Raw genomic sequence first — 20116 nt, 5'->3', positions numbered from 1 at the left:
TTTAAAAACCTTATAAACATAATATATTAAAGTTAATATTGAGATATTAATATGCTAGAAACACCTAAATTACCTATGGGATATAAACCTTCTCAAGATGAAGAATATATGTGTCCTAATCACCTAGAATATTTTAGACAAAAACTTTTAAGATGGAAAGAGGATTTATTAAAGGAATCTCAAGAGACTTTAAATAATTTAAAGGAAGAAAATTTAAAAGAATCCGATCTTAACGATTGTGCTACTCATGAAACAGAAAGAGCTTTTGAGCTTCGTAGTAGAAATAGATATTGTAAATTAATGAGTAAAATAGAAGAAGCATTATCACGTATTAAAAATGGGGAATATGGTTACTGTGAAGAAACAGGCGACCCAATAGGTATAAAAAGATTAGAAGCACGACCTATTGCTGCATTATGTATTGAAGCTCAAGAGCGTCATGAAAATTATGAGAGAAGTCATTTGGATGAGCCTGGGAATTAAGTAGTTAGGTAATTTATGTGCGTGGATCGCAGGAATCCAAAAACATTTAATGCCACCCCGTGGCTTGACCACGGGGTCTAGAAAAACAAATTATTATATTAATAATTTTAGTATTTTTAACTAGATTCCGCGATCAAGTCGCGGAATGACAATAATTCATTTTTGCCGGCATGACACTTGAACATCTAAAACCTAAAGAAGTTAGAGCATTTACTGTTTCAAATAAAGGTAATCCCATAACATTTGAATATGAGCCGGAAATAAATGAGATAAAAGCTTCTGCATAACCGGAAATTTTACATCCGCCTGCTTTATCTATGCCCTCATCCAAAGAACAATAAAAATTAACCTCTTCCTCACTTAATTTTTTGAACTTAACAATAGTCTGAACTATTTTTTGTCTAACTGTAAGCTGATCATTCTCTTTTTTGATAATACATAAACCGGTATAGACACGATGACGACGCCCGGATAACATCTTAATACAATTCTTGACTTCTTCATAAGTAGTAGCTTTCGGCAATATTCTTCTACCTACTGCCGCTACGGTATCGGCAGCTATAATTATAGCTGATTCCTCTATTTGAGATGCAATTTTTATAGCTTTTTCGTAAGCAAGTCTCATGGCTAAGGGAGCGGGTAATTCACGCAAATTAGGTGTTTCGTCTATATCTGCCGGAATAATTTGTGAAGGGATAATTTTGATTCTGTTTAGTAACTCAATTCTTGCAGGAGAGCTTGATGCTAATATAATCGGTAGGTTTTTTCTGTTCTGCTTCATACTTATAAAGACTAGTGACGATGAATCACACGACCCTTAGTTAAATCATAAGGAGTCATTTCTACCATCACTTTGTCTCCTAGTAATATTCTGATACGATTTTTACGCATCCTACCGGAAGTATGAGCAATAATTACATGATCATTCTCAAGCTTTACTCTGAAAGTAGCATTAGGTAAAAGTTCAAGTACTGTACCTGTAAACTGAATGAGGTCGTCTTTTGACATTATAATTTATGTTTTTATGGTCGGGGCGGAGAGATTCGAACTCCCGACCCTCTGGTCCCAAACCAGATGCGCTACCAGGCTGCGCTACGCCCCGATAATTAATTATGCCTATACTATATACTCTATTATTCGTAGCAAATCAATTTGTTTATGTAAAAATTTATAGATTTTACCTAGAAAAAGTGGTTTTGTTAGGTTCTAAGCGTCATTGTGTCAGTCCTGTGGCTTTGTTGTATGGCCCTTATGTTCATGCCCGTGGAAGCGGGAATCCAGTCTTTTTTGCTGTCATACTGTGACTTGACCCCGATCTTGTATAACAGACTGTATCCTGAGGTCCCGCAATCAAGTTGCGGGATGACATTAAAGATTACTGGATTCCTGCTTTCGCAGGAATGACTGTGCCAAATAACATAACTCTTGGACCGGTTATACCTGTTGATCTTACTAAAGAAAATGTCGGGCGCGTTGTAGATGTCCCTAACGCTATAAACATCACTTTAACAGGTACACCAGTTACAAATGCACAAGCACTTGCAACGGTTCCTCCTTTTGCTCCAGGACCAGGAGAAGCACCAGGGAATACTTACTATTTTAACAGCTTTAATTTTAACGATTTAGCTAGTACTTTGATTTTTCAGGCTACATCACTTTTTCCTCCTACTGGTGATAATAGAATCGCCTTTATCTCAGGTCCAGGTAGTATAGTAACTTCTGTTCAAGGCCAGGCAGATCTTACATTACAGATTGACACTGACTTTCAATTTAAACATCCAAGTTGGATTAAGGCAAAAACTTTTAATAGTGCAAATAATCAGCTACTTAATTTTGCTACTGATACTTCACCAGCCGCAGGTCTTTACGTTAATGAAGTTATGGATATACAACCTATAGAAAATAGTATCAAGTTTGGCGGCCAAAATGCTACTTATGACGTAAGTAATGAATCGCCAAATGCTGAAGAATTTGTGGCTAGCTTCAACCTAGTTCCAGCAAATGATGTAGATGGTCAATTAAGAGTACACGTGGCTTCCGGTAGCCGAGAAATTGCACTTAATGCAGATAGCGGTAATGGAACAGGAGGGACAATTTAACACAACAGTTATTACAGGACAGACTGATTTTAAAGGGTCTGCAGGTACGGTTAACGTTAATGATACCGGTACTTTAGCAGTAGTGACAAGTAGTGCAGCAACTAACAGTAATTTAGTATTTTTAGGAGGCGGTAACGTTACCGGAGTCATAAATAATATTGGAGCAATTACTGTTAATGCAGCAGGTAATAAAACGGTTATCTTGCAAAAAAGTATATCCGCTACTTCTTTAACACTTGGTAACAATGCTGTGGCGAATTTACAAGACTCGCTTACAACAAGCGGTAACGTGGATTTTACCAATGGCGGTGTTTTAGAGTTTTCGGGAGCAAATCCTGCAGGTTATTTACTTAACAGCCAAATCAAAAACGGGAACACAGGAACATTAAACGTTTATACTACCGGTACTACTTTAACGGCTACTGATTCAAGTATAGGTATGGTAAACACAATTAATATCGGGCAGGGAAATGCAGTTGCAGCATTTACGATAGATGTATCTAACAAGGCTTTAACGCTAGGAAGTGCTATTAATTTGAATAATACTAAATCCGTATTTGGTTTAACTACTAGCAAAAATCAACAAGTTACCTTTATGAATAGTGTCGATGGTTTTGCCGGTGGAGGCGGTAGCGTCAATTTAAGTAGTACTTTTAGTACTATACCTATATAACAATGTGTTAACTTTGCAGGGTAATTTGGGTAATGAAACTCTTGGCACAAAGGCAAATCCCCTTGCTGTTATAAATGTTAGTGGTAATGTCGGCGTTTTTGGTACTAATGCTACGTTAGGTACAAATGGACTTGATGTGAGTAATACTGCAGTGCTTAATATTGCTGCTGGTGGGGTTTTTGCCGATGCATCACTTACCTCGGCTAAGATTGCCAAAATTAATATCGGTGAGGTTAATGCTGGATCAGCCATTTATGCCCTTGATGCATTAAACGGTGATTTTCCATTAGATGCACCAGGTGTTACATTCGTGAATCCCGCATCTGTTTTAAAGTTAATGACTACCGTAGCTAGTGGCAAGAACAGTACTATAGAGTTAACAGGTAATATAGAGCAAGTTGTTCCAAATACCGGTGTAGTTGAGATAAATGCAAGAAATGCTAATACCAAGTTAACAATAGATGGTATGGCTAATAAGTATGATATCGGAACAAAAGCAAATCCGGTGAGTAAAGTACAACTTACAGGGTACGGAACACTGGTAATAACTGCTCTTAATACCCCAAATATCGACGTATCCGTTGCAAAAGTTGCTATAGGATCAGTTTGGATCAAATGTTTTTTTCTCGACTCCTTCCGGTCCTATTAATAGCGAGCTTGGGGCTGTAAAGATTGACGGTAATATGAATTGCCAAAATAATGCCGGTACCGCAATATTTGCTAGTGATATAGAAAATAATATAACATCAGCTATTACCGGTAATATAACAAGTACCGGAGGTACTAACGGTACTATAGGTACAGTTGACGGTAACGGAAACTCAACGAATACAATTACGAACCTTGCAATGTTAAAAGCGGATGTTGACAACAACACCGTTACGATTAACGCCGGCGGTAATATGTCAATTGCTGAAATCCAAGGAACCGGCACGGGTAATATAGTGTTTACTCAAGTAACTAATTTAACCGGTGGTATTAACATCACATGTGGTAAAGCTGTGGATTTAATGTTTACCGGTCCAAGCAGCGTTAGTGGAGCTATAGGTAGTAGTACTTCAAAAGTGGGTGATATAACTATTAGCGGTGATGTATTAAATTGTACCGGAGGTATTAATGCAGGATATGTAATATTAATAAATGGTGGTGACATAAAATTTAAGGGAACAACGAATAGTTTAGATATTTCTGAAGGATCAAGCTTTTCTCTTTTTGCTTTTAAATCCTAAGGATAGAGCATGGTAATTTTTGATGAATTTACCGCTATTAATTATTCCGGTAGTATAGGTACTAAAGGAATGGTCGATATAGTTCAAATAGACGGGGGTGATGTTACAATTCAAGGTACCGTGAAAACAGGCTCGATTTCATTTACTACTGCTCCGTCTGCAACTTTAAGCCTTAATAATACAAGTATAATAAATGAATCAATTACGACCACAGGTAATAAAATCCATACTCTTGCAATATCAAATGATTTAACAACTGGAGCTAGCGGTAGTGGTTCAGTAGGTTCAGACTCAAATTACCTTAAAACCGTTCAGTTCAACGGTGTAGACAGTAAAATCACAATCGATAGCGAAGATTTTTACTCGAGTATAACAACCAAGACTAAATAATCAAGGTACGGCAATATTTAACGCTAATAATGGTTTGACCGATGATTTAGGCGGTGAGAATTTAAACCTTAAACTAGTTCAATAGTAATAAAGGCACGGTAAAAGGGGATAGCTATGCTAAAGATATTACTATTGATGCCGGTAAATCAGCGGTATTTACCGGTTATAACAGTAGAAGTTTAGACATTCCGTCAGCCACGGTCGGTGGTGTTAAAGTGCCAAGAGCAACAACAAAATTTCATTACAAAACAAAAATCGTTTCAGAGAACTTCAAAGGGAGCAGCAGCAACTCTTCAGCGGAATACACTAATGCTGCACTTGTACAAGCACCGATTAACTACGGTAGTCATAAATTCAATGATGATGTATGGTTACAAAAAGCGGTAATAGGCACTAATGCTATTACTTTTGCACCGAAGAAAACCGCTTTTATTGCATCGGATTTAGGAGCAAATACTATAAGTTGCCGATCAAGCAACAATGATGTTTACCTGTGATAATACTAGCGTAAATGTCGGGGGCAATATCTCAGGAAGTAATATAACTTTCGATCTTGGTAATAATAAAGTTACTTATACAGGCTCTGCTACTCCTACCGGTGAGCTTATTATAAATGTCTTCTATGATACTATAAATGCAGGGCAAACAGGCAATGCTAATAGCGGTCAAGTAGTTGGGGGTTATAATGATCTATGGAAAGAACTTCATTTGCACCGATGGCAGGAATCAGGCTTACTAAGATTAAAGATTCCGGTTATCAGGAATACGGTACTTCTTTCCAAAACCTAACTATTCAGAAACGTCAATATAACAAGGTTGAAGGTATACTCGGCGGTGAAATTAAGACAACCTACTATAAGGATGAATTCATAATTAGACCGCAAATTCATGCCTTTATTAATTACGATTTCAAAGGTAAAACACCGGCAATCGTTGCAGATCTTAACGGTCTTAATGAGCCTCTACCGGTACCGCCACCTAAACCTACTAAAGTGCTATATGATTTAGGGGCAGGTGCAGTAATTAAGAAGGGTAGAATGGAGTACGGAGTGCATTACAGTCGGAACTTAGCTAAAAAATACCATGCCCAGTTCGGTACGCTAAGACTTAAAGTAAACTTCTAAAAACCCGCATCAATTAAGAATAAGGATTTTAAAATCCTTATTCTTAATTACACACCGAATAGCGGATTACTATATAATCAGCTGTTTGCATAAAATTAAATAATAAGTTGAATTTATATAAGGATTATTATATTAATATTTGTAATTATTTTTCAGGAACTGCGATAGTTTTTATGGTAATTGCATGTAGTTTTTTATTTAATATTTCAGACAGGGCGTTTTTTACTAATTTATGTTGATTAATTAAAGAAAGTCCATTAAATTGAACGTCTGATATTTCTAAGGCATAATGGTCTTGATCTCCTACTAAATCAGTAATTTTCATTGTACTGTTCGGAAATGATTCTTTAAGTATTTTTTCTAACTCTTCTACAGATATTGCCATTATTTTATCAATATTAGTTTAAGTATTAATTAAAGTTTTTTTGCTTAAAGTAAAGCTTTATGTGAATTTTTATTATAGAATTTTAAACATTCATTGATAAAATCGACTCTTATGCATATAATAATTAATATTATTATGTCATTTATTAGTTATTATGAAAAAAGAAACTGAAGAATTAAAATTATTTATCTTAGAATGTTTAAGTGAGAAAAAAGCAGAAGATATTGAGGTAATTGATTTAACAGGAAAACATAAATTAGCCGATTATATTATATTTGCTAGCGGTCGTTCGACTAAAAATGTTGGAGCAATTGCTGAATATGTAGCTTTAGAATTAAAAAATAATGCTGGTATAAATAGTAATATTGAAGGGCTTGGTAAATCAGAATGGGTACTAATAGATGCAGGTACTATTTTAATTAATATTTTTTATCCTGAAGTACGGGAGCATTTTAAGTTAGAAGAAATTTGGAAAAGATGAACGATCATATTCTTATTAACGTTATAATTTTACTCGGTACTGCGGTTTTTATCGTGGCTATACTTAAGCGTCTTAGATTAAGTCCGGTACTTGGTTACTTAATTGCCGGAGCTGCAATAGGTGATCACGGTTTAAAAATCGTAACATATGACCAAACTAAGTTACTAGGTGAACTTGGTGTAGTATTTCTATTATTTGCGATAGGACTTGAGTTATCCTTCGAGCGATTAAAAGCTATGAGACGATATGTATTTGGTCTCGGTAGTTTGCAAGTTTTAACAACCGCTATAGTAATTGCCGGTGCAATGGTGCTTATAGACGGCAATAGTAGTGCGGCTATTATTACCGGCGGTGGTCTGGCCCTTTCATCTACGGCACTTGTTATGCAGGTTATTGAGGAAAATCGTAGTCAATCAACGCAAATAGGAAGAGTTTCTTTAGCTATTCTGTTACTACAAGATTTGGCCGTAGTACCATTGCTTGTGATAGTTCCGTTACTTGCCGGTAACAATAAAGCTTCGCTTGCAGCGGCTCTTGGTATTGCACTCTTAAAAGCCGTAACGGCCTTACTTACAATATTTATTGTCGGTCGTGTTTTTCTTCGTCCTGTATTTTCATTCATTTCATCAGAAAGTAATAATGCAAGCGAGTTACCTATTTCGATGACTTTGTTAATAGTACTTTCTGCTGCTTGGGCTACCGAAACATTTGGTTTATCTTTAGCTCTAGGAGCATTTGTTGCCGGAGTATTAGTTGCGGAAACTGAATTTAGATTGCAGGCAGAGGAAAGTATTTATCCTTTCAAAAGTTTATTTTTAGGATTGTTTTTCATGACCGTGGGTATGAATATCGATGCCCTAGAAATGTATGAAAAAATATCTCATATTCTTACTTTATCTATTGCTTTAATAGGTATAAAAACCTTAATCATAACGGCTTTTTGTATTTTATTCGGTTTTAATAAAGGAGTTGCTTTTTATTCAGGCTTATTATTATCGCAAGGCGGAGAGTTTGGTTTTATATTATTCAGTTTAGGTAAAGATAGTGGAGTATTAGAAGAAAGTACTGCCGATATATTATTACTCGTAGTTACTTTTACTATGGCACTTACTCCATTACTCGCAGCTTTAGGACAAAAGATTGCCGAGAAAGTTGATAAAGGACTTGGTAAAACTCCGACTCAAATGATTGAGCTTGGGGCAAGAGATTTAACAAACCATATTATTATTGCCGGACTCGGTAATACCGGTAAAATGGTAGCAAGAGTTTTGGAAGCGGAAGGTATAAGTTACGTAATACTTGATTTAGATGATGAGAGAGTAAAAGAAGAGCTATCAAACGGTTTGCCGGTTTTTAAAGGTGATGTATCGCAAGCCGATACTTTAAAGGCATTAGGTACGGAAAGAGCATTCGCTATAATACTTACTATGAATAATCAAGTAACTATCAAGAAATCGCTTAAAACAATTAGCGGTAATTATCAGGATATACCGGTTGTCGTTAAGTTAAAAAATTTAAAAAATGCTAGAGAGTTTTATGATTTAGGTGCCACAACTATTATTCCAGAAAGTTATGAGACTGGATTACAAATAGGTGGAACAGTCCTAAAAAATATAGGTATTAGCGAGCAGGAAATTAATAGAATAAAAGTACAATTTAGGCTTGGTAATTATATAATAGAAAAAAAAGAGGATGCTTTATCTGAAGCGGAAGATAATGATTAAAATTCTTATTACTTTAATTATTGTAATATTATCAACAACAATTAATGCTGATAATAAAAAATTGCCTATTCCGAGATTTGTTTCAATAAAATCTAATGAAGTAAATGCAAGGAGCGGACCAACTACTAAATCTACCGTAGAATGGGTTTTTGTTAAAAAAGGCGAACCGGTAGAAATAACTGCAGAGTACAAGCAATGGCGACAAGTACGTGACATTAACGGTGAAGGCGGTTGGATACATTCAAGCGTTTTATCAGGTAAAAGATCAGTAGTTATTACTTCTGATAAGGAAATAGAACTTACCAAATCTGCAGACCCTAAAAGCCGAGTTATAGCAAAATTAATGCCAAAAGTTCGTTGTAGTTTAAAAAAATGTAAAAAACAATTCTGCCAAATTACATGTAAGGATTACACAGGTTGGATTTCCAAGAAAGTAATTTGGGGAGTGTATGATGATAATGATAGGTATTAATAGGCTTCTTGCATAACCTCCTTCTAAAGGTAATTTGTACGTCAATCCGGTACTCGCATCCTCACGCACTTTTATGTACGCTACAGTGCTGTGTTCCGTGTTTTCTTCAAGTTCCTCTTTATTAAGATAGGTGATGCAAGAAGCCTAGTACCGATAATAAATTGTAAAAGTAATTTACTATTTGAAGTTAATTTGCTATGTATAAAAATTTACCAAAGATATAATTATTTATCCAAAGATATTTAGATGGTACAAATGATGTCGCATTTAAAAAATTATTTAGCGCTAAAGTAAAATTAATAAATTTATTGAACTCTCTTCTTAGGTTATTGCAAGGAGATAGAATCATAGATTTAAGCTATATAACTACTGAACAGTTACCTTTATTTCTTGAAGGGCAAAGAAGTTTGTTCGATCTACAAGTTAAAGATGAAACTGGTAGATGGTATATAATCGAGATGCAGCGTAAAATGGAGAAAGATTATCTTAATAGAACGCAGCTTTACAGTTGTTATACCTACGTTAGTCAAATTAAGAAGGGTATGAAACATAAGGATTTATTGCCGGTAGTAATAATTTTCTATCATAGGAGCAAAAGCTTTGCCTGATGAATTGCCGTATATTAGCTATCATCATATAAAAGAAAGTAATACCCATAAACAATATTTGTTTTCATTAACTTATGTATTTATTGAACTAGGGAAGTTAAAAAAAAATGATCTTAAAGATGATACCGATGAATGGTTGTATTTATTAAAATATGCTTCGCAAGAATAAGAACCACCAAAAGAGATTAAAAATGAAATTGTGTTATCGGCATATGCAAGTTTAGAGCAATATAAATGGACAGAACAGGAGCATGATGATTATTTTAGAGCTGAAATGGCTATATAAAAAGAAATAGACAAGTTTGAAGAAAAGTTTAATGCCGGGATGGAGAAGGGCATAGAGAAAGAGAAAATTGAAACTGCAAAAGAAATGCTAATAGAGAATGAACCTATAGAGAAAATAGCACGATATACTAAGCTTACAATAGAAGAAATAAAAAAGCTAAAAGCAGAAAAATATAAAGTATAGATATTTAAATGCAAACCACCTTACCCGAACGTTCTCTTAAAATTAGAGCAAGGCTTAATTGTATAGTGCAGCAGGTTTTAGATATTGCACAGGAAAAATCGCTATGATTATCTTGTACGGCTCTTTTGCTGGAGGAGATTGGGTACGTGATCTACCTTACGGCTATCATAGTGATACTGATATAATTCTGAAAAAGGTAAATGTAAAGTATACACTGTTTTAAGATTAAAAGATAATATATATATAAGATTAGAAAACACAGGAATAATAAACCCTAAGCAAATTATTCCGTATGATTCAAGAATATCGATAATTCTAGAGTCAATAGAGAAAATAAGTAGGCAGTTAGAAAAAGGACGTTATTTTTATACCGATATAAAAAAAGAAGGTATTCTTTTATATGATAGCGGTGAATTTATACTTAGCGAGGCTAAAGATTTACCTTGGAGCGAGATAAAAGACATCGCTAAAGATTATTATGAATATTGGTTTGGTAGAGGTAAAGGTTTTTTAAAAGGGGCAACTACTTATTTAAACGATTTGGAGTATGCTTTTTATCAGCCTTTGCCCTTTATCAAGCTACGGAAAGTCTTTACGGTACTATTTTATTAGTTTTCTCAAACTACAAACCTAAATTACATAATTTACAAGAACTAGGTAGCATGGCAGGAAATTATGACAATGAATTATGGAGTGTATTTCTTCAATTAACCTAAGAACAAAAAAAGTGTTTTGAGCTTCTTGAAAAAAGCTTATGTTGATGCAAGATATGATAAAAACTATAAAATTACTAAAGAACAGCTGCTTTGTCTTATTGAAAGAATAGAAAAATTAAAAGAAATCACCGCAAGAATCTGCACAACAAGAATTAATCCGTAAGGATTGAGTGTCATTCCTAACTCAGCATTACCTGCGTGGATACCGAGTCGTCATTGCGAGCGACTGCAAGGAGCGTGGCAATCTAGCAAAAATAATAAAAATCTAAATATTAGCATTTTTAACTGGATTGCTTCGTCAAAACTTGCAGTTTTTCCTCACAATGACGGGGGCTTTTAAAGATATCTATAGTTATTGAGCAATGCCCATCAAGGTTTTAGTTTAAAGATTGATATAAATATAGTATAATATAAAACTTTTTATAGTATATTCGATGAACTGCAAAAATTGGCTGAGTCGTTCTACGAGAGCTTCGGTTCTCGTGTATTACGTTATACGCAGCTCATCTTGCCTTGTGAACTCTTCGCTCTTTTTGCAGTTGATCTTCGTATACTAGGCTTTTAGTTTAATAGATATATATATAAAAAATTATGAGTAAGAAACTTTATATTAAGACCTACGGATGTCAGATGAATGTTTATGACTCCGTTAAGATGCAGGATTTGCTTTATCCCTTTGGCTATGAACCTACTGAAAATATTGAAGAAGCAGATGTTATTATTCTAAATACTTGTCATATCAGAGAGAAAGCAGCCGAGAAAACTTATTCTGAACTCGGTCGTATTAAGAAACTACAAGATACCAGAATAAAACAAGGTTTAAGTTCTGCAATAATAGTTGTATCCGGTTGTGTTGCACAGGCGGAAGGGGAGGAGATTTTTACAAGAACTCCTTATGTTGATATTGTTGTCGGTCCGCAATCTTATTATAACCTACCGGAATTAATCTCAAAAGTCGTTAGACACGAAAAGCACTTAATCGATCTTGATTTTGTTGAAGAAGCAAAATTTGATCAGCTACCTGAGCAATTATATTCGCAAGGAACAAGTGCCTTTATATCGGTACAGGAAGGGTGCGATAAATTTTGTACTTTCTGTGTAGTACCTTATACTAGAGGTGCTGAATTTTCAAGAAATGTAGAGCAGGTTTACAGAGAAGCACTAAAAGTAGTTAGTAGCGGTGCTAAAGAAATTATGTTACTTGGACAAAATGTCAATGCATATCATGGTAAAGGTCCTGCAGATAAAATATTTAGTCTAGCCGATTTACTCAAACATCTAGCACAAATTCCCAATTTAGAGAGATTACGTTATACCACCTCACACCCGATAGATATGAATGATGATCTAATAAAGCTGCACGGCACCGAACCTAAATTAATGCCGTTTCTACATCTACCGGTGCAGTCAGGTTCAAATAAAATATTAAAAGCCATGAACCGCAAACATGATTGGGAATATTATTTTGATATAATTAATCGCTTAAGAGAAGCAAGGCCCGATATAGTTTTATCCTCTGATTTTATTGTCGGGTTTCCCGGTGAAACAGATGAAGATTTTGAGGATACGTTAGATTTGGTCCGCAGAGTAAAATACGGTCAGTGTTATTCGTTTAAATATAGCCCACGTCCCGGCACACCTGGTGCAACTAGAACCGACCAAATACCTGAACATATAAAATCAGAGAGATTAACTATATTACAACAAGAACTCATGGCTCAGCAACTAGCTTTTAATGCAAGTTGTGTTGGTAGTACTATGAAAGTTCTATTTGATCGCAATGGTAAATTCGACGACCAGATAATAGGTAAAACTCCATACATGCAGTCCGTATATATCCAAAACCCTAATAAATCTTTACTTGGTAAAATCATTGATGTAAAAATTACTAAGGCTTCACTTAATAGTTTAACCGGCGCAATATTATAAGTCATGTATAAATCTCTTCTTTTTTGTTTAAAAATTTTTGTCTTCCTTATTTTAGTAGGTTGCGGGATTACTGCTTATATAATATACCACTATTCACGTGATTTGCCTGATTACTCACAGCTTGCACGTTATTACCCACCGTCGGTAACGCGTATTTATTCCCGTGACGGCAAATTAATGGAGGAGTACGCTTTTGAACGTCGTGTATTTGTACCGATTAATAGCGTACCGAGTTCACTAATAGAAAGTTTTATTGCAGCTGAGGATAAGAATTTCTATAACCATCCCGGCGTTGATTTGCTTGGAATAGTTAGAGCGGCATTTTTAAACATATCTAATTATTTACATCATAGGCGTATGGAAGGAGCGTCTACCATTACTCAGCAAGTGGTTAAAAATTTTCTGCTAACTAACGAAGTTTCTCTTGAACGTAAGATTAAAGAAGCGATTCTTTCTTATATGATTTCAAGAGTATTTACTAAGGATCAAATTTTAGAATTATATCTTAATCAAACATTTTTTGGTCGTGGTGCATACGGTGTTGCGGCAGCTGCACAAAATTATTTTAATAAATCCGTAGAGGAACTTACTATTGCAGAATCAGCGTTTATTGCGGCACTGCCTAAAGCTCCTTCCGAACTTAATCCTACGAGAAACTATGCTAGAGTAAAAGCTCGTCGTGATTACGTAATAGCACGTATGTTTGAAGATGGTTATATAACAAGAGACGCTGCGAAAGAAGCTATGGATAGCCCGATAGTTTTACGTAAACGAGCTAAGGAAGAAACTGTTACGGCAGATTATTATGCTGCACAGGTCAGAGAAGAAGTAATTAGGATGTTAAATAGTAAGGAAGAATTTTATACCGGAGGTCTTACTATCATTACTTCTTTAGATGAAAAGATGCAGCAATTAGCTGAAAACTCTCTAAGAAAAGGTCTAAGGGAGTTTGATAGAAGGCGTGGTTTTAGAAAGCCTATAGCTAATATTTCTCTTGATAATTGGCAAGGAGAGCTAAAAAAACTACCGACTCCTCCATCGCTTTTAGAGTATAAATTAGCTGTAGTTCTAGATGTAGCTGATAATCATGTAGAGATTGGACTTATAGATGGCAGCAAATCTAAGATGCCTATTGCTGAAATGAAATGGGCAAGAAGTAATCTTAAATCAGTTAAGACCTTGCTTAAAAAAGGTGATGTGATAGTGGTTAAGGCTATAAAAGAGGGGTATGCTCTTCGTCAGATTCCTGAAGTAAACGGTGCTATTATGGTTATGAACCCAAATACCGGACAGGTACTTGCAAGCGTCGGCGGTTATGATTTTTCCACAAGTAAATTTGATAGAGTAACTCAAGCACTGCGTCAACCCGGTTCTTTGAGTAAAACCTTTGTGTATTTAGCAGCTCTTGAAAACGGTGTTAAGCCGAATCAGATTTTTAATGATGGACCTATTGAGATTTCGCAAGGTCCAGGGATGCCTAGTTGGCGTCCTAAAAATTATGAGGGTAAGTTTTTAGGTGAAATCACTATGCGTACTGGTCTTGAAAAATCTCGTAATCTTATAACCGTAAGAGTTGCAACTGCCGTAGGACTTACAAAAATCGTTGATATAATTAAGCGTTTCGGTATTAATAATGAACCAAAAAAAGTTTACTCTATGGTACTTGGTTCAATTGAAACCACACTTAGCAGAATGACTAATGCTTATGCAATTATTGCTAACGGCGGTAAAAAAGTGGAGCCTCATTTTGTAGAATTAATTAAAGATCGTAACGGTAAAATTATTTATAGGCGAGATGATAGAGAATGTCTTGCTTGTAATGTTTCGGATAGTAATTTAGATACCGCAATATTAGAAATACCGAAAGAATATATCTATAGAGTTACGGATGAAGCTAGTGATTATCAAATTATTTCGTTTTTAACCGGAGCAATAGATAGAGGTACCGGTTATGCTGCGAAGAAGTTAGGGAAAATTATCGGCGGAAAAACCGGTACTAGTAACGATAGTAAAGATACATGGTTTATAGGTTTTACACCCAAAATAGTAGTCGGCAGTTATGTGGGTTATGATACACCGAAAGAGCTTGGAAAAAGAGCAACAGGTTCAAACGTAGTATTACCGATTTTTATTGATTTTATGAGTAATGCTTATAAGGATAAGCCATCGCTGCCTTTCAAAGTTCCAGATTCAATTAAGCTAATCGCCGTAGATAGAGCAACTGGTAAAATTACACCAAGCGGTACTGTTATAGAAGCATTTAAAGTAAATAATGTTCAGATGCTTGAGAATGAAGATATGATTGATAATCAAGATAATAATGATATTTTTGATTATGTACCGAGTAAGGAAGATCAATCTCAGGAAATTTACTAAACTGTATAATTAGTTTAAGCCAATGTCATCCCCTGTGCTCGATGTCATGCAACAAAACCACCTATTTTTATTTTTTAACCTATGAAAAAATTATTTTATATCTCACTGCCCTAATATCACTTATTATACCTTTTATAACTCAAGCGGATTGTTTTGTAGTTAATGAAAATTATAAAACAAGAAGGTAATTGCAAGTCTCGTTATGCTCCATGCTCAACATTTAAAATTGCTGTAAGTTTAATGGGTTATGATGATGGGTTTTTAATTGATGAAACTCATCCCAAATTACCTTTTAAAGAAGGATATGCTGACTATCTTGAAGTTTGGAAACAATCCCAAACACCTAAAGATTGGATGAAGCATAGCTGTGTTTGGTATTCTCAGATTATTACTAAAGAATTAGGTATTGAAAAATTTCGTGATTATGTAACATAATTTGATTATGGTAATCGTGATATTTCAGGAGGAGATAAAGAAAAGAATAACGGTTTAACTAATGCATGATTTTTTAGTTCTTTAAAAATTTCACCGTAAGAACAATTAGCTTTTCTTCAGAAACTAGCAGAGAATAAATTGCCTGTAAGTGTTCAAGCCCAAGAAATGACTAAAAATATTTTGTTTATTGAAGATTTTGTAGATTGTTGGGAGCGTTACGGTAAAACCGGTAGCGGTAATAAACTTAGCCAAGATAGAACTGTAAAGTTAAAGGATCGTAAAATCGGATGGTTTATAGGTTGGCTACAAAAAAATGACAGAACAGTTTTCTTTGTACATTTCATTGAAGATAATCAAAATTATGATTCTTATTCAGGGCAACGTTCTAAAAAAGCAGCGAAAGAAAAGCTAAAAGAATTGATAAATAAAGATGAAATAAATCTCAATTTTTATTTTCGAGGAACAACCAACAGTGAATTTGCTATTGGTTGTTGATTAAAAAGCAATACTATAGGTTATCTATACTAAAGTACCTTCTTCTTCATAGGAGACTCCGGTCATATCTACCACAGCATGATCATTATCAAGTAGAGTGTTATTTTCAGTAGTAACATCTTCATTAATTTCAGCAGCAAGTTTTTCAGCTTCAATTTCATCAATATATTGTTTTAGTTTAGCTTTTGTTGCGTTTTTATTTCTAACATACCAAGTTACCCCTACACCTATTATAACAGCTATGGAGGCAACTACAGCTGTACCAATGCTTATATATTGAGCAACCAAGGAATTATCGTTATCACTCTCATCAAACATATTTTCTTGAGAGTTGTAAGTTGTATTGAAAGCAGTATTAGTAAGGTTTGCTACGGTGTTATTAATTAAATTTATTCCCGTTTCAGTCCAACTTTCAGTGTTATCGGAAAAGATTGATTCAGCAATTTTGGCAGTAGAGCTTGTTATTGTGTTATTAATCGGATTAGCTGCTATTTCAGATAAGTCTTTTGTTATGAGTTCTAATAAGTTTTCTATTGTGCTAGCACCTTGAGTAGTGCTAGATATCGGGTTAGATATTAAAATCCTTTATTTCTGAAGAAATTCCATTCAAATTATTTCCTTTAAGTGCCTCAAATATTTTGCCTCCTTTACTATAACCTATAGTAATAGGGTTTAATAGGGTTATTAGTTGCTGCAGTATTAAGTATATACTCAATAGTAGGGTTTTAAATTTTAGTATAATTTTGTGGATCAAAATAATAACGAAAATTTTCTTGCATCAATACTTCCTCATAAATAAAAGTATTATCACCTTGTTTTTTTAATATATAATCTCGTATATCGTCTCCATTATCATTAATTGCAGTAATAATAGCCTCGTCTATAGTTAGTTAACGCTTTCTTTATTTTGAAAAACCCTCTAAATATTAGGTTCATGATATCGCTATTTAATAATTCAATTCCTTTGCTACACTCCATCGCTGTCATATTGTTTTTAGGACAATTCGATACAATTAAATTTTGTGTAGTATATATAATAATTTTCTCCGTTATATCCTAAGCATATTATATTCTTGATCTCCAATTGTTGCTCTTGCTGTAGTAATTCTTGCCACAGTGGTTAAAAATGAAGTTAATTGATGTATCATTTTGCTATTCCTTTGGATTTTTAAAATTGAAGGGCATAATCAGCAGTACTTATTTGATAGTCAAGAAATTATTAACAAAAATTAATAATTAATATATAATCATTGCAATTAGGTGAAATTATATAAATTTCAATATCGCTTGAAGTATCTAAAGAAATGTTATAAAGTCAAAAAGTTCATAGAAATTTAAGAGTATTATGCAAGAGTAAAAGCTTTAGAACAAATTTTAGCAGATAGCTATGCTTTATATTTTAAAACACAAAATTATCATTGGAATGTAGAAGGAGCAGAGTTTAGAAGTCTACATTTATTATTTGAGGGGCAGTATGAAGATTTAGCTGAAAGCTTAGATGAGCTTGCTGAAAGAATAAGAAGTTTAAATGCTAAAGTTCCCGCATTATCAGATTTAATAAAACTTGCATCTATAGATGAGGCAAATCTAAACGCAACAGAAAATGAAATGCTTAAAAGTTTAACGAAAGATCAAGATATTATTAGAGATACATGATATGAGGGACTCAAAGTAGCACAAGCAAAGGGCGATGAGGGTACAGCCGATATGATTATTGGACGAATTAAGGTGCATGAAAAGAATAGATGGATGCTGAAGAGTAGTATACTATAGTGTCATTTCCATTTTCGTCATTGCAAGCGACTGAAAGGAGCGTGGCAATCTCAGGAGATAGTGTATGATGCCTGAGATTGCTGCGTCGATGCTTGTGCATCTCCTAGCAATGACGTTAATGCTCATAACAAACTAACAAAATAAAAATAAAATGGAACAATATGATGTAGCCGTTATAGGCGGTGGTCCAGGTGGATATGTTGCAGCAATTAGAGCAGCACAATTAAAGAAAAAAGTTGTATTAATAGAAAAAGAGCATTTGGGTGGGGTATGTCTTAATTGGGGGTGTATACCGACTAAATCCCTGCTTAAATCTGCTGAGGTTTTTGAATATATAAAACATGCTAAAGATTATGGAATTGATGCTAAAGGTGCTGAAATCAACATTAAGAAAATAGTCGAACGCTCAAGAGAGATTTCAAATAAGCTTGCAGGCGGTGTTAAGTTACTACTGAAGAAAAACAAAGTGACCGTGATAGACGGAGTAGCAAGTCTTGCAGGAAATAAGGTAATAAATATAAATGATAAACCTACAGTAAAAGCAGGAAATATTATTATAGCTACCGGCGCAAGATCTAGGGTTTTAAAAGGCTTTAAGCCTGACGGTAAACAAATTTGGACTTCTAAAGAAGCTATGATACCGCAGCATGTGCCGAAATCTATGATTATTGTCGGCTCAGGTGCAATCGGTATAGAATTCGCTTCGTTTTATAATAGTATTGGTGTGGATGTTACCGTAATTGAGGCACATAATAGAATATTGCCTGCTGAAGATATGGAAATTAGCGGAATCGCTCATAAGAACTTTGAGAAGAAAGGTATAAAAATTATTACAAATTCTAAGTTAATTAAGCAAACAAAATCAAAAGATAAGATAGAAGTTGAGTTAGAGTTAGCAGATAAAACACAAAAATTACAAGCTGAAATTTTACTTATGGCAGTAGGTATTACAGCTAATACGGAAAATTTAGGTCTTGAGAAAACAGAAATTAAAGTAGAAAACGGCTATATAACTACTAACGGGTTAATGCAAACTGCGGCATCAGGAATTTATGCTATAGGCGATGTAGCAGGAGTGCCTTGTTTAGCTCATAAAGCAAGCCATGAAGGTATTATTGCAGCGGAAAGCATAGCGGGCTTAAAACCGCATGCTATTAATAAACATAATATTCCTGGTTGCACTTATTCTTCGCCGCAAATAGCAAGCGTCGGTTTGACTGAAGAAGCAGCAAAAACCTTAGGTTATGAGCTTAAAATAGGCAGATTTCCTTTTATAGCTAACGGTAAGGCTTTAGTAAGTGGTGATAGCGATGGCTTAATTAAAACTATATTTGATGCTAAGACGGGTGAGTTGCTTGGAGCTCATATGATAGGCTCGGAAGTTACGGAATTAATACAAGGATATGTGGTTTCAAAAAATTTAGAAGGAACGGAGTTGGATTTAATTAACACTATCTTCCCGCATCCGACTTTATCGGAAATGATGCATGAATCAGTATTCTCTGCTTATGATAGGGCAATACATATATAATACTCGATGAACTTCAAAAATTGGCTACGTCGTCTTATAAGAGCTGTGGTGCTCATGTATTAAGTATATGCTCCGCTCCTCGCCTTATAGACTCCTTGCTCTTGTTGAAGTTGATCTTCGTATATACGTTTCATTTTACTTCGGAGATATAAATTAAGAAAATGAACAAAGGTAATTTAATCGAGAATTATGCAGTAGCGTTATTTAATAACGCTATGGTTGATAATGTACAAGATAAGATCTTTGAAGAAATTACTTCTATAAACCGTATAATTACCGATAATTTTGATATTAGAGAGTTCCTATTTTCTCCTATAGTAAATAAGAACGACAAAATTAACGCAGTCAATTCATTAGCAAAAAATATCAAAATTAGCACAATAGTACAAAATTTTTTATTGTTATTGGTAAAAAATTCTCGTACTGCTATTTTATCTAATATAGTAGATGCTTATAATACTTTACTATATGAAAGTAAAAATATAAAGATAGTTCAGGTTATTTCTGCAAATAAGTTACAACCTAAAGAGCAGGATTGGATTAAATCTCGTATAGAAAAAGAATTAAATCAAAAAACAGAAATATTATTTGATATAGATAATACTATTATTGGTGGTATTGTAATTAAATATGATAGTATGTTGCAAGATTACTCAATAAAAGGTAGTTTAGAGAAAATAACGAAAGCTTTAAAGACAGTTAATATTGCTGCATAGATATTTAT

The 20116-nt window shown here is 34.3% G+C and carries 24 protein-coding genes, 1 tRNA gene and 3 pseudogenes; 23 read left to right on the top strand and 5 right to left on the bottom strand.

Features of this window, described 5'->3' with window-relative positions; genetic code table 11:
* Positions 1 to 51: 51 nt before the first annotated feature.
* Positions 52 to 483, top strand: a complete 432-nt coding sequence (gene dksA / locus RJP_RS06450) for an RNA polymerase-binding protein DksA (RefSeq protein ID WP_014121122.1) — start codon at positions 52 to 54, stop codon at positions 481 to 483.
* Between the two features lie 133 nt (positions 484 to 616).
* On the opposite strand, the gene RJP_RS06445 is transcribed toward dksA, so the two are convergent.
* The 3 genes from RJP_RS06445 to RJP_RS06435 all read right to left on the bottom strand — a co-directional run bounded on the left by RJP_RS06445 (position 617) and on the right by RJP_RS06435 (position 1585).
* A complete protein-coding gene (locus RJP_RS06445; protein WP_014121121.1) occupies positions 617 to 1264 on the bottom strand; it encodes a Maf family protein in 648 nt (215 codons plus the stop codon).
* Between the two features lie 11 nt (positions 1265 to 1275).
* Complete coding sequence (gene infA, locus RJP_RS06440; RefSeq protein WP_010977828.1) at positions 1276 to 1491, bottom strand: translation initiation factor IF-1; 216 nt, start codon at positions 1489 to 1491, stop codon at positions 1276 to 1278.
* Between the two features lie 17 nt (positions 1492 to 1508).
* Positions 1509 to 1585, bottom strand: a tRNA-Pro gene (locus tag RJP_RS06435).
* Between the two features lie 298 nt (positions 1586 to 1883).
* On the opposite strand from RJP_RS06435, the gene RJP_RS10865 reads away from it, so the two are divergent.
* The 7 genes and pseudogenes from RJP_RS10865 (at position 1884) to RJP_RS11500 (ending at position 5998) form a co-directional block, all read left to right on the top strand.
* Entirely contained in the window at positions 1884 to 2582 is a 699-nt protein-coding gene (locus tag RJP_RS10865; protein ID WP_231839098.1) for a hypothetical protein, read from the top strand.
* The gene (locus RJP_RS10860; RefSeq protein ID WP_225981272.1) at positions 2545 to 3255 is read left to right on the top strand and encodes a hypothetical protein; all 711 of its coding nucleotides are present in this window, start codon (positions 2545 to 2547) and stop codon (positions 3253 to 3255) included. Before RJP_RS10865 ends, RJP_RS10860 begins: the two co-directional genes overlap by 38 nt.
* Before the next feature lie 25 nt (positions 3256 to 3280).
* Positions 3281 to 3904 (top strand): hypothetical protein, encoded by a 624-nt coding sequence (locus RJP_RS06420; RefSeq protein ID WP_231839097.1) that lies wholly within the window; start codon positions 3281 to 3283, stop codon positions 3902 to 3904.
* A gap of 34 nt (positions 3905 to 3938) precedes the next feature.
* On the top strand, positions 3939 to 4484 hold the full coding sequence (locus RJP_RS10855) for a hypothetical protein (RefSeq protein WP_225981270.1): 546 nt from the start codon (positions 3939 to 3941) through the stop codon (positions 4482 to 4484).
* Between the two features lie 9 nt (positions 4485 to 4493).
* Entirely contained in the window at positions 4494 to 4874 is a 381-nt protein-coding gene (locus RJP_RS09915) for a hypothetical protein (RefSeq protein WP_225981269.1), read from the top strand.
* 215 nt (positions 4875 to 5089) lie between these two features.
* Positions 5090 to 5371, top strand: coding sequence for a hypothetical protein (locus RJP_RS06395; RefSeq protein ID WP_024704381.1), 282 nt, complete (start codon positions 5090 to 5092; stop codon positions 5369 to 5371).
* A pseudogene (locus RJP_RS11500) lies at positions 5358 to 5998 on the top strand (autotransporter outer membrane beta-barrel domain-containing protein). Before RJP_RS06395 ends, RJP_RS11500 begins: the two are co-directional and overlap by 14 nt.
* A 145-nt stretch (positions 5999 to 6143) precedes the next feature.
* Here RJP_RS11500 and RJP_RS06385 read toward each other — a convergent pair.
* Entirely contained in the window at positions 6144 to 6383 is a 240-nt protein-coding gene (locus tag RJP_RS06385) for a BolA/IbaG family iron-sulfur metabolism protein (RefSeq protein ID WP_012151363.1), read from the bottom strand.
* Positions 6384 to 6537: 154 nt separating this feature from the next.
* Between RJP_RS06385 and rsfS the strand changes: the two genes are divergently transcribed.
* The 11 genes and pseudogenes from rsfS to RJP_RS10830 all read left to right on the top strand — a co-directional run bounded on the left by rsfS (position 6538) and on the right by RJP_RS10830 (position 16088).
* A complete protein-coding gene (rsfS, locus tag RJP_RS06380; RefSeq protein ID WP_004997291.1) occupies positions 6538 to 6864 on the top strand; it encodes a ribosome silencing factor in 327 nt (108 codons plus the stop codon).
* Positions 6861 to 8588, top strand: a complete 1728-nt coding sequence (locus RJP_RS06375; RefSeq protein WP_024704380.1) for a monovalent cation:proton antiporter-2 (CPA2) family protein — start codon at positions 6861 to 6863, stop codon at positions 8586 to 8588. Before rsfS ends, RJP_RS06375 begins: the two co-directional genes overlap by 4 nt.
* Positions 8581 to 9060, top strand: coding sequence for an SH3 domain-containing protein (locus RJP_RS06370; RefSeq protein WP_014014834.1), 480 nt, complete (start codon positions 8581 to 8583; stop codon positions 9058 to 9060). The genes RJP_RS06375 and RJP_RS06370 overlap by 8 nt, the downstream gene beginning before the upstream one ends.
* A 308-nt stretch (positions 9061 to 9368) precedes the next feature.
* The gene (locus tag RJP_RS11155) at positions 9369 to 9668 is read left to right on the top strand and encodes an Rpn family recombination-promoting nuclease/putative transposase (RefSeq protein ID WP_261792620.1); all 300 of its coding nucleotides are present in this window, start codon (positions 9369 to 9371) and stop codon (positions 9666 to 9668) included.
* Positions 9661 to 9771 (top strand): annotated as a pseudogene (locus tag RJP_RS11490) (Rpn family recombination-promoting nuclease/putative transposase); the annotation flags it as partial. The gene RJP_RS11155 and the pseudogene RJP_RS11490, both read left to right, overlap by 8 nt.
* Positions 9772 to 9993: 222 nt before the next feature.
* Positions 9994 to 10137, top strand: coding sequence for a hypothetical protein (locus RJP_RS09660; protein ID WP_014014833.1), 144 nt, complete (start codon positions 9994 to 9996; stop codon positions 10135 to 10137).
* Between the two features lie 732 nt (positions 10138 to 10869).
* On the top strand, positions 10870 to 11016 hold the full coding sequence (locus tag RJP_RS09905; RefSeq protein WP_014014829.1) for a hypothetical protein: 147 nt from the start codon (positions 10870 to 10872) through the stop codon (positions 11014 to 11016).
* Between the two features lie 428 nt (positions 11017 to 11444).
* Positions 11445 to 12782, top strand: a complete 1338-nt coding sequence (gene miaB / locus RJP_RS06350; protein ID WP_014121118.1) for a tRNA (N6-isopentenyl adenosine(37)-C2)-methylthiotransferase MiaB — start codon at positions 11445 to 11447, stop codon at positions 12780 to 12782.
* A gap of 3 nt (positions 12783 to 12785) precedes the next feature.
* Positions 12786 to 15158: a penicillin-binding protein 1A gene (locus tag RJP_RS06345; protein WP_014121117.1), complete on the top strand. Its 2373-nt coding sequence runs from the start codon at positions 12786 to 12788 to the stop codon at positions 15156 to 15158.
* A 162-nt stretch (positions 15159 to 15320) separates the two neighbouring features.
* Entirely contained in the window at positions 15321 to 15593 is a 273-nt protein-coding gene (locus RJP_RS10835; protein WP_024704379.1) for a penicillin-binding transpeptidase domain-containing protein, read from the top strand.
* Positions 15594 to 15758: 165 nt separating this feature from the next.
* Positions 15759 to 16088 carry a penicillin-binding transpeptidase domain-containing protein gene (locus tag RJP_RS10830; RefSeq protein ID WP_231839149.1) on the top strand — a complete coding sequence of 110 codons (330 nt, stop codon included), beginning with the start codon at positions 15759 to 15761 and terminating at the stop codon, positions 16086 to 16088.
* Positions 16089 to 16112: 24 nt separating this feature from the next.
* On the opposite strand, the gene RJP_RS09485 is transcribed toward RJP_RS10830, so the two are convergent.
* Positions 16113 to 16406: a hypothetical protein gene (locus RJP_RS09485; protein WP_014014824.1), complete on the bottom strand. Its 294-nt coding sequence runs from the start codon at positions 16404 to 16406 to the stop codon at positions 16113 to 16115.
* A 25-nt stretch (positions 16407 to 16431) separates the two neighbouring features.
* On the opposite strand from RJP_RS09485, the gene RJP_RS09480 reads away from it, so the two are divergent.
* The 4 genes and pseudogenes from RJP_RS09480 (at position 16432) to atpH (ending at position 20108) form a co-directional block, all read left to right on the top strand.
* Positions 16432 to 16638: a hypothetical protein gene (locus RJP_RS09480; RefSeq protein ID WP_037215178.1), complete on the top strand. Its 207-nt coding sequence runs from the start codon at positions 16432 to 16434 to the stop codon at positions 16636 to 16638.
* A gap of 803 nt (positions 16639 to 17441) precedes the next feature.
* Positions 17442 to 17861 (top strand): annotated as a pseudogene (locus tag RJP_RS08425) (Dps family protein); the annotation flags it as partial.
* 151 nt (positions 17862 to 18012) lie between these two features.
* On the top strand, positions 18013 to 19392 hold the full coding sequence (gene lpdA / locus RJP_RS06320) for a dihydrolipoyl dehydrogenase (RefSeq protein ID WP_014121116.1): 1380 nt from the start codon (positions 18013 to 18015) through the stop codon (positions 19390 to 19392).
* A 161-nt stretch (positions 19393 to 19553) separates the two neighbouring features.
* On the top strand, positions 19554 to 20108 hold the full coding sequence (gene atpH / locus RJP_RS06315; RefSeq protein ID WP_014121115.1) for an ATP synthase F1 subunit delta: 555 nt from the start codon (positions 19554 to 19556) through the stop codon (positions 20106 to 20108).
* Positions 20109 to 20116 lie beyond the last annotated feature (8 nt).

Origin of the sequence: Rickettsia japonica YH, from assembly GCF_000283595.1 — a bacterium.
Lineage (GTDB): Bacteria > Pseudomonadota > Alphaproteobacteria > Rickettsiales > Rickettsiaceae > Rickettsia > Rickettsia rickettsii.
The sequence above is the reverse complement of the archived record's forward strand: the minus strand, read 5'-3'. Positions and strand labels throughout refer to the sequence as shown.

Coding starts and splice junctions, on each gene's coding strand:
- RJP_RS06345 (WP_014121117.1), top strand. CDS start 12,786: ATGTATAAATCTCTTCTTTTTTGTTTAAAAATTTTTGTCTTCCTTATT.
- dksA (WP_014121122.1), top strand. CDS start 52: ATGCTAGAAACACCTAAATTACCTATGGGATATAAACCTTCTCAAGAT.
- RJP_RS06375 (WP_024704380.1), top strand. CDS start 6,861: ATGAACGATCATATTCTTATTAACGTTATAATTTTACTCGGTACTGCG.
- RJP_RS09660 (WP_014014833.1), top strand. CDS start 9,994: ATGGAGAAGGGCATAGAGAAAGAGAAAATTGAAACTGCAAAAGAAATG.
- rsfS (WP_004997291.1), top strand. CDS start 6,538: ATGAAAAAAGAAACTGAAGAATTAAAATTATTTATCTTAGAATGTTTA.
- lpdA (WP_014121116.1), top strand. CDS start 18,013: ATGGAACAATATGATGTAGCCGTTATAGGCGGTGGTCCAGGTGGATAT.
- RJP_RS09485 (WP_014014824.1), bottom strand. CDS start 16,406: ATGTTTGATGAGAGTGATAACGATAATTCCTTGGTTGCTCAATATATA.
- RJP_RS06445 (WP_014121121.1), bottom strand. CDS start 1,264: ATGAAGCAGAACAGAAAAAACCTACCGATTATATTAGCATCAAGCTCT.
- RJP_RS06385 (WP_012151363.1), bottom strand. CDS start 6,383: ATGGCAATATCTGTAGAAGAGTTAGAAAAAATACTTAAAGAATCATTT.
- RJP_RS10865 (WP_231839098.1), top strand. CDS start 1,884: ATGACTGTGCCAAATAACATAACTCTTGGACCGGTTATACCTGTTGAT.
- RJP_RS10830 (WP_231839149.1), top strand. CDS start 15,759: ATGACTAAAAATATTTTGTTTATTGAAGATTTTGTAGATTGTTGGGAG.
- RJP_RS10855 (WP_225981270.1), top strand. CDS start 3,939: ATGAATTGCCAAAATAATGCCGGTACCGCAATATTTGCTAGTGATATA.
- RJP_RS10835 (WP_024704379.1), top strand. CDS start 15,321: ATGAAAATTATAAAACAAGAAGGTAATTGCAAGTCTCGTTATGCTCCA.
- RJP_RS10860 (WP_225981272.1), top strand. CDS start 2,545: ATGCAGATAGCGGTAATGGAACAGGAGGGACAATTTAACACAACAGTT.
- RJP_RS09915 (WP_225981269.1), top strand. CDS start 4,494: ATGGTAATTTTTGATGAATTTACCGCTATTAATTATTCCGGTAGTATA.
- atpH (WP_014121115.1), top strand. CDS start 19,554: ATGAACAAAGGTAATTTAATCGAGAATTATGCAGTAGCGTTATTTAAT.
- RJP_RS06370 (WP_014014834.1), top strand. CDS start 8,581: ATGATTAAAATTCTTATTACTTTAATTATTGTAATATTATCAACAACA.
- miaB (WP_014121118.1), top strand. CDS start 11,445: ATGAGTAAGAAACTTTATATTAAGACCTACGGATGTCAGATGAATGTT.
- infA (WP_010977828.1), bottom strand. CDS start 1,491: ATGTCAAAAGACGACCTCATTCAGTTTACAGGTACAGTACTTGAACTT.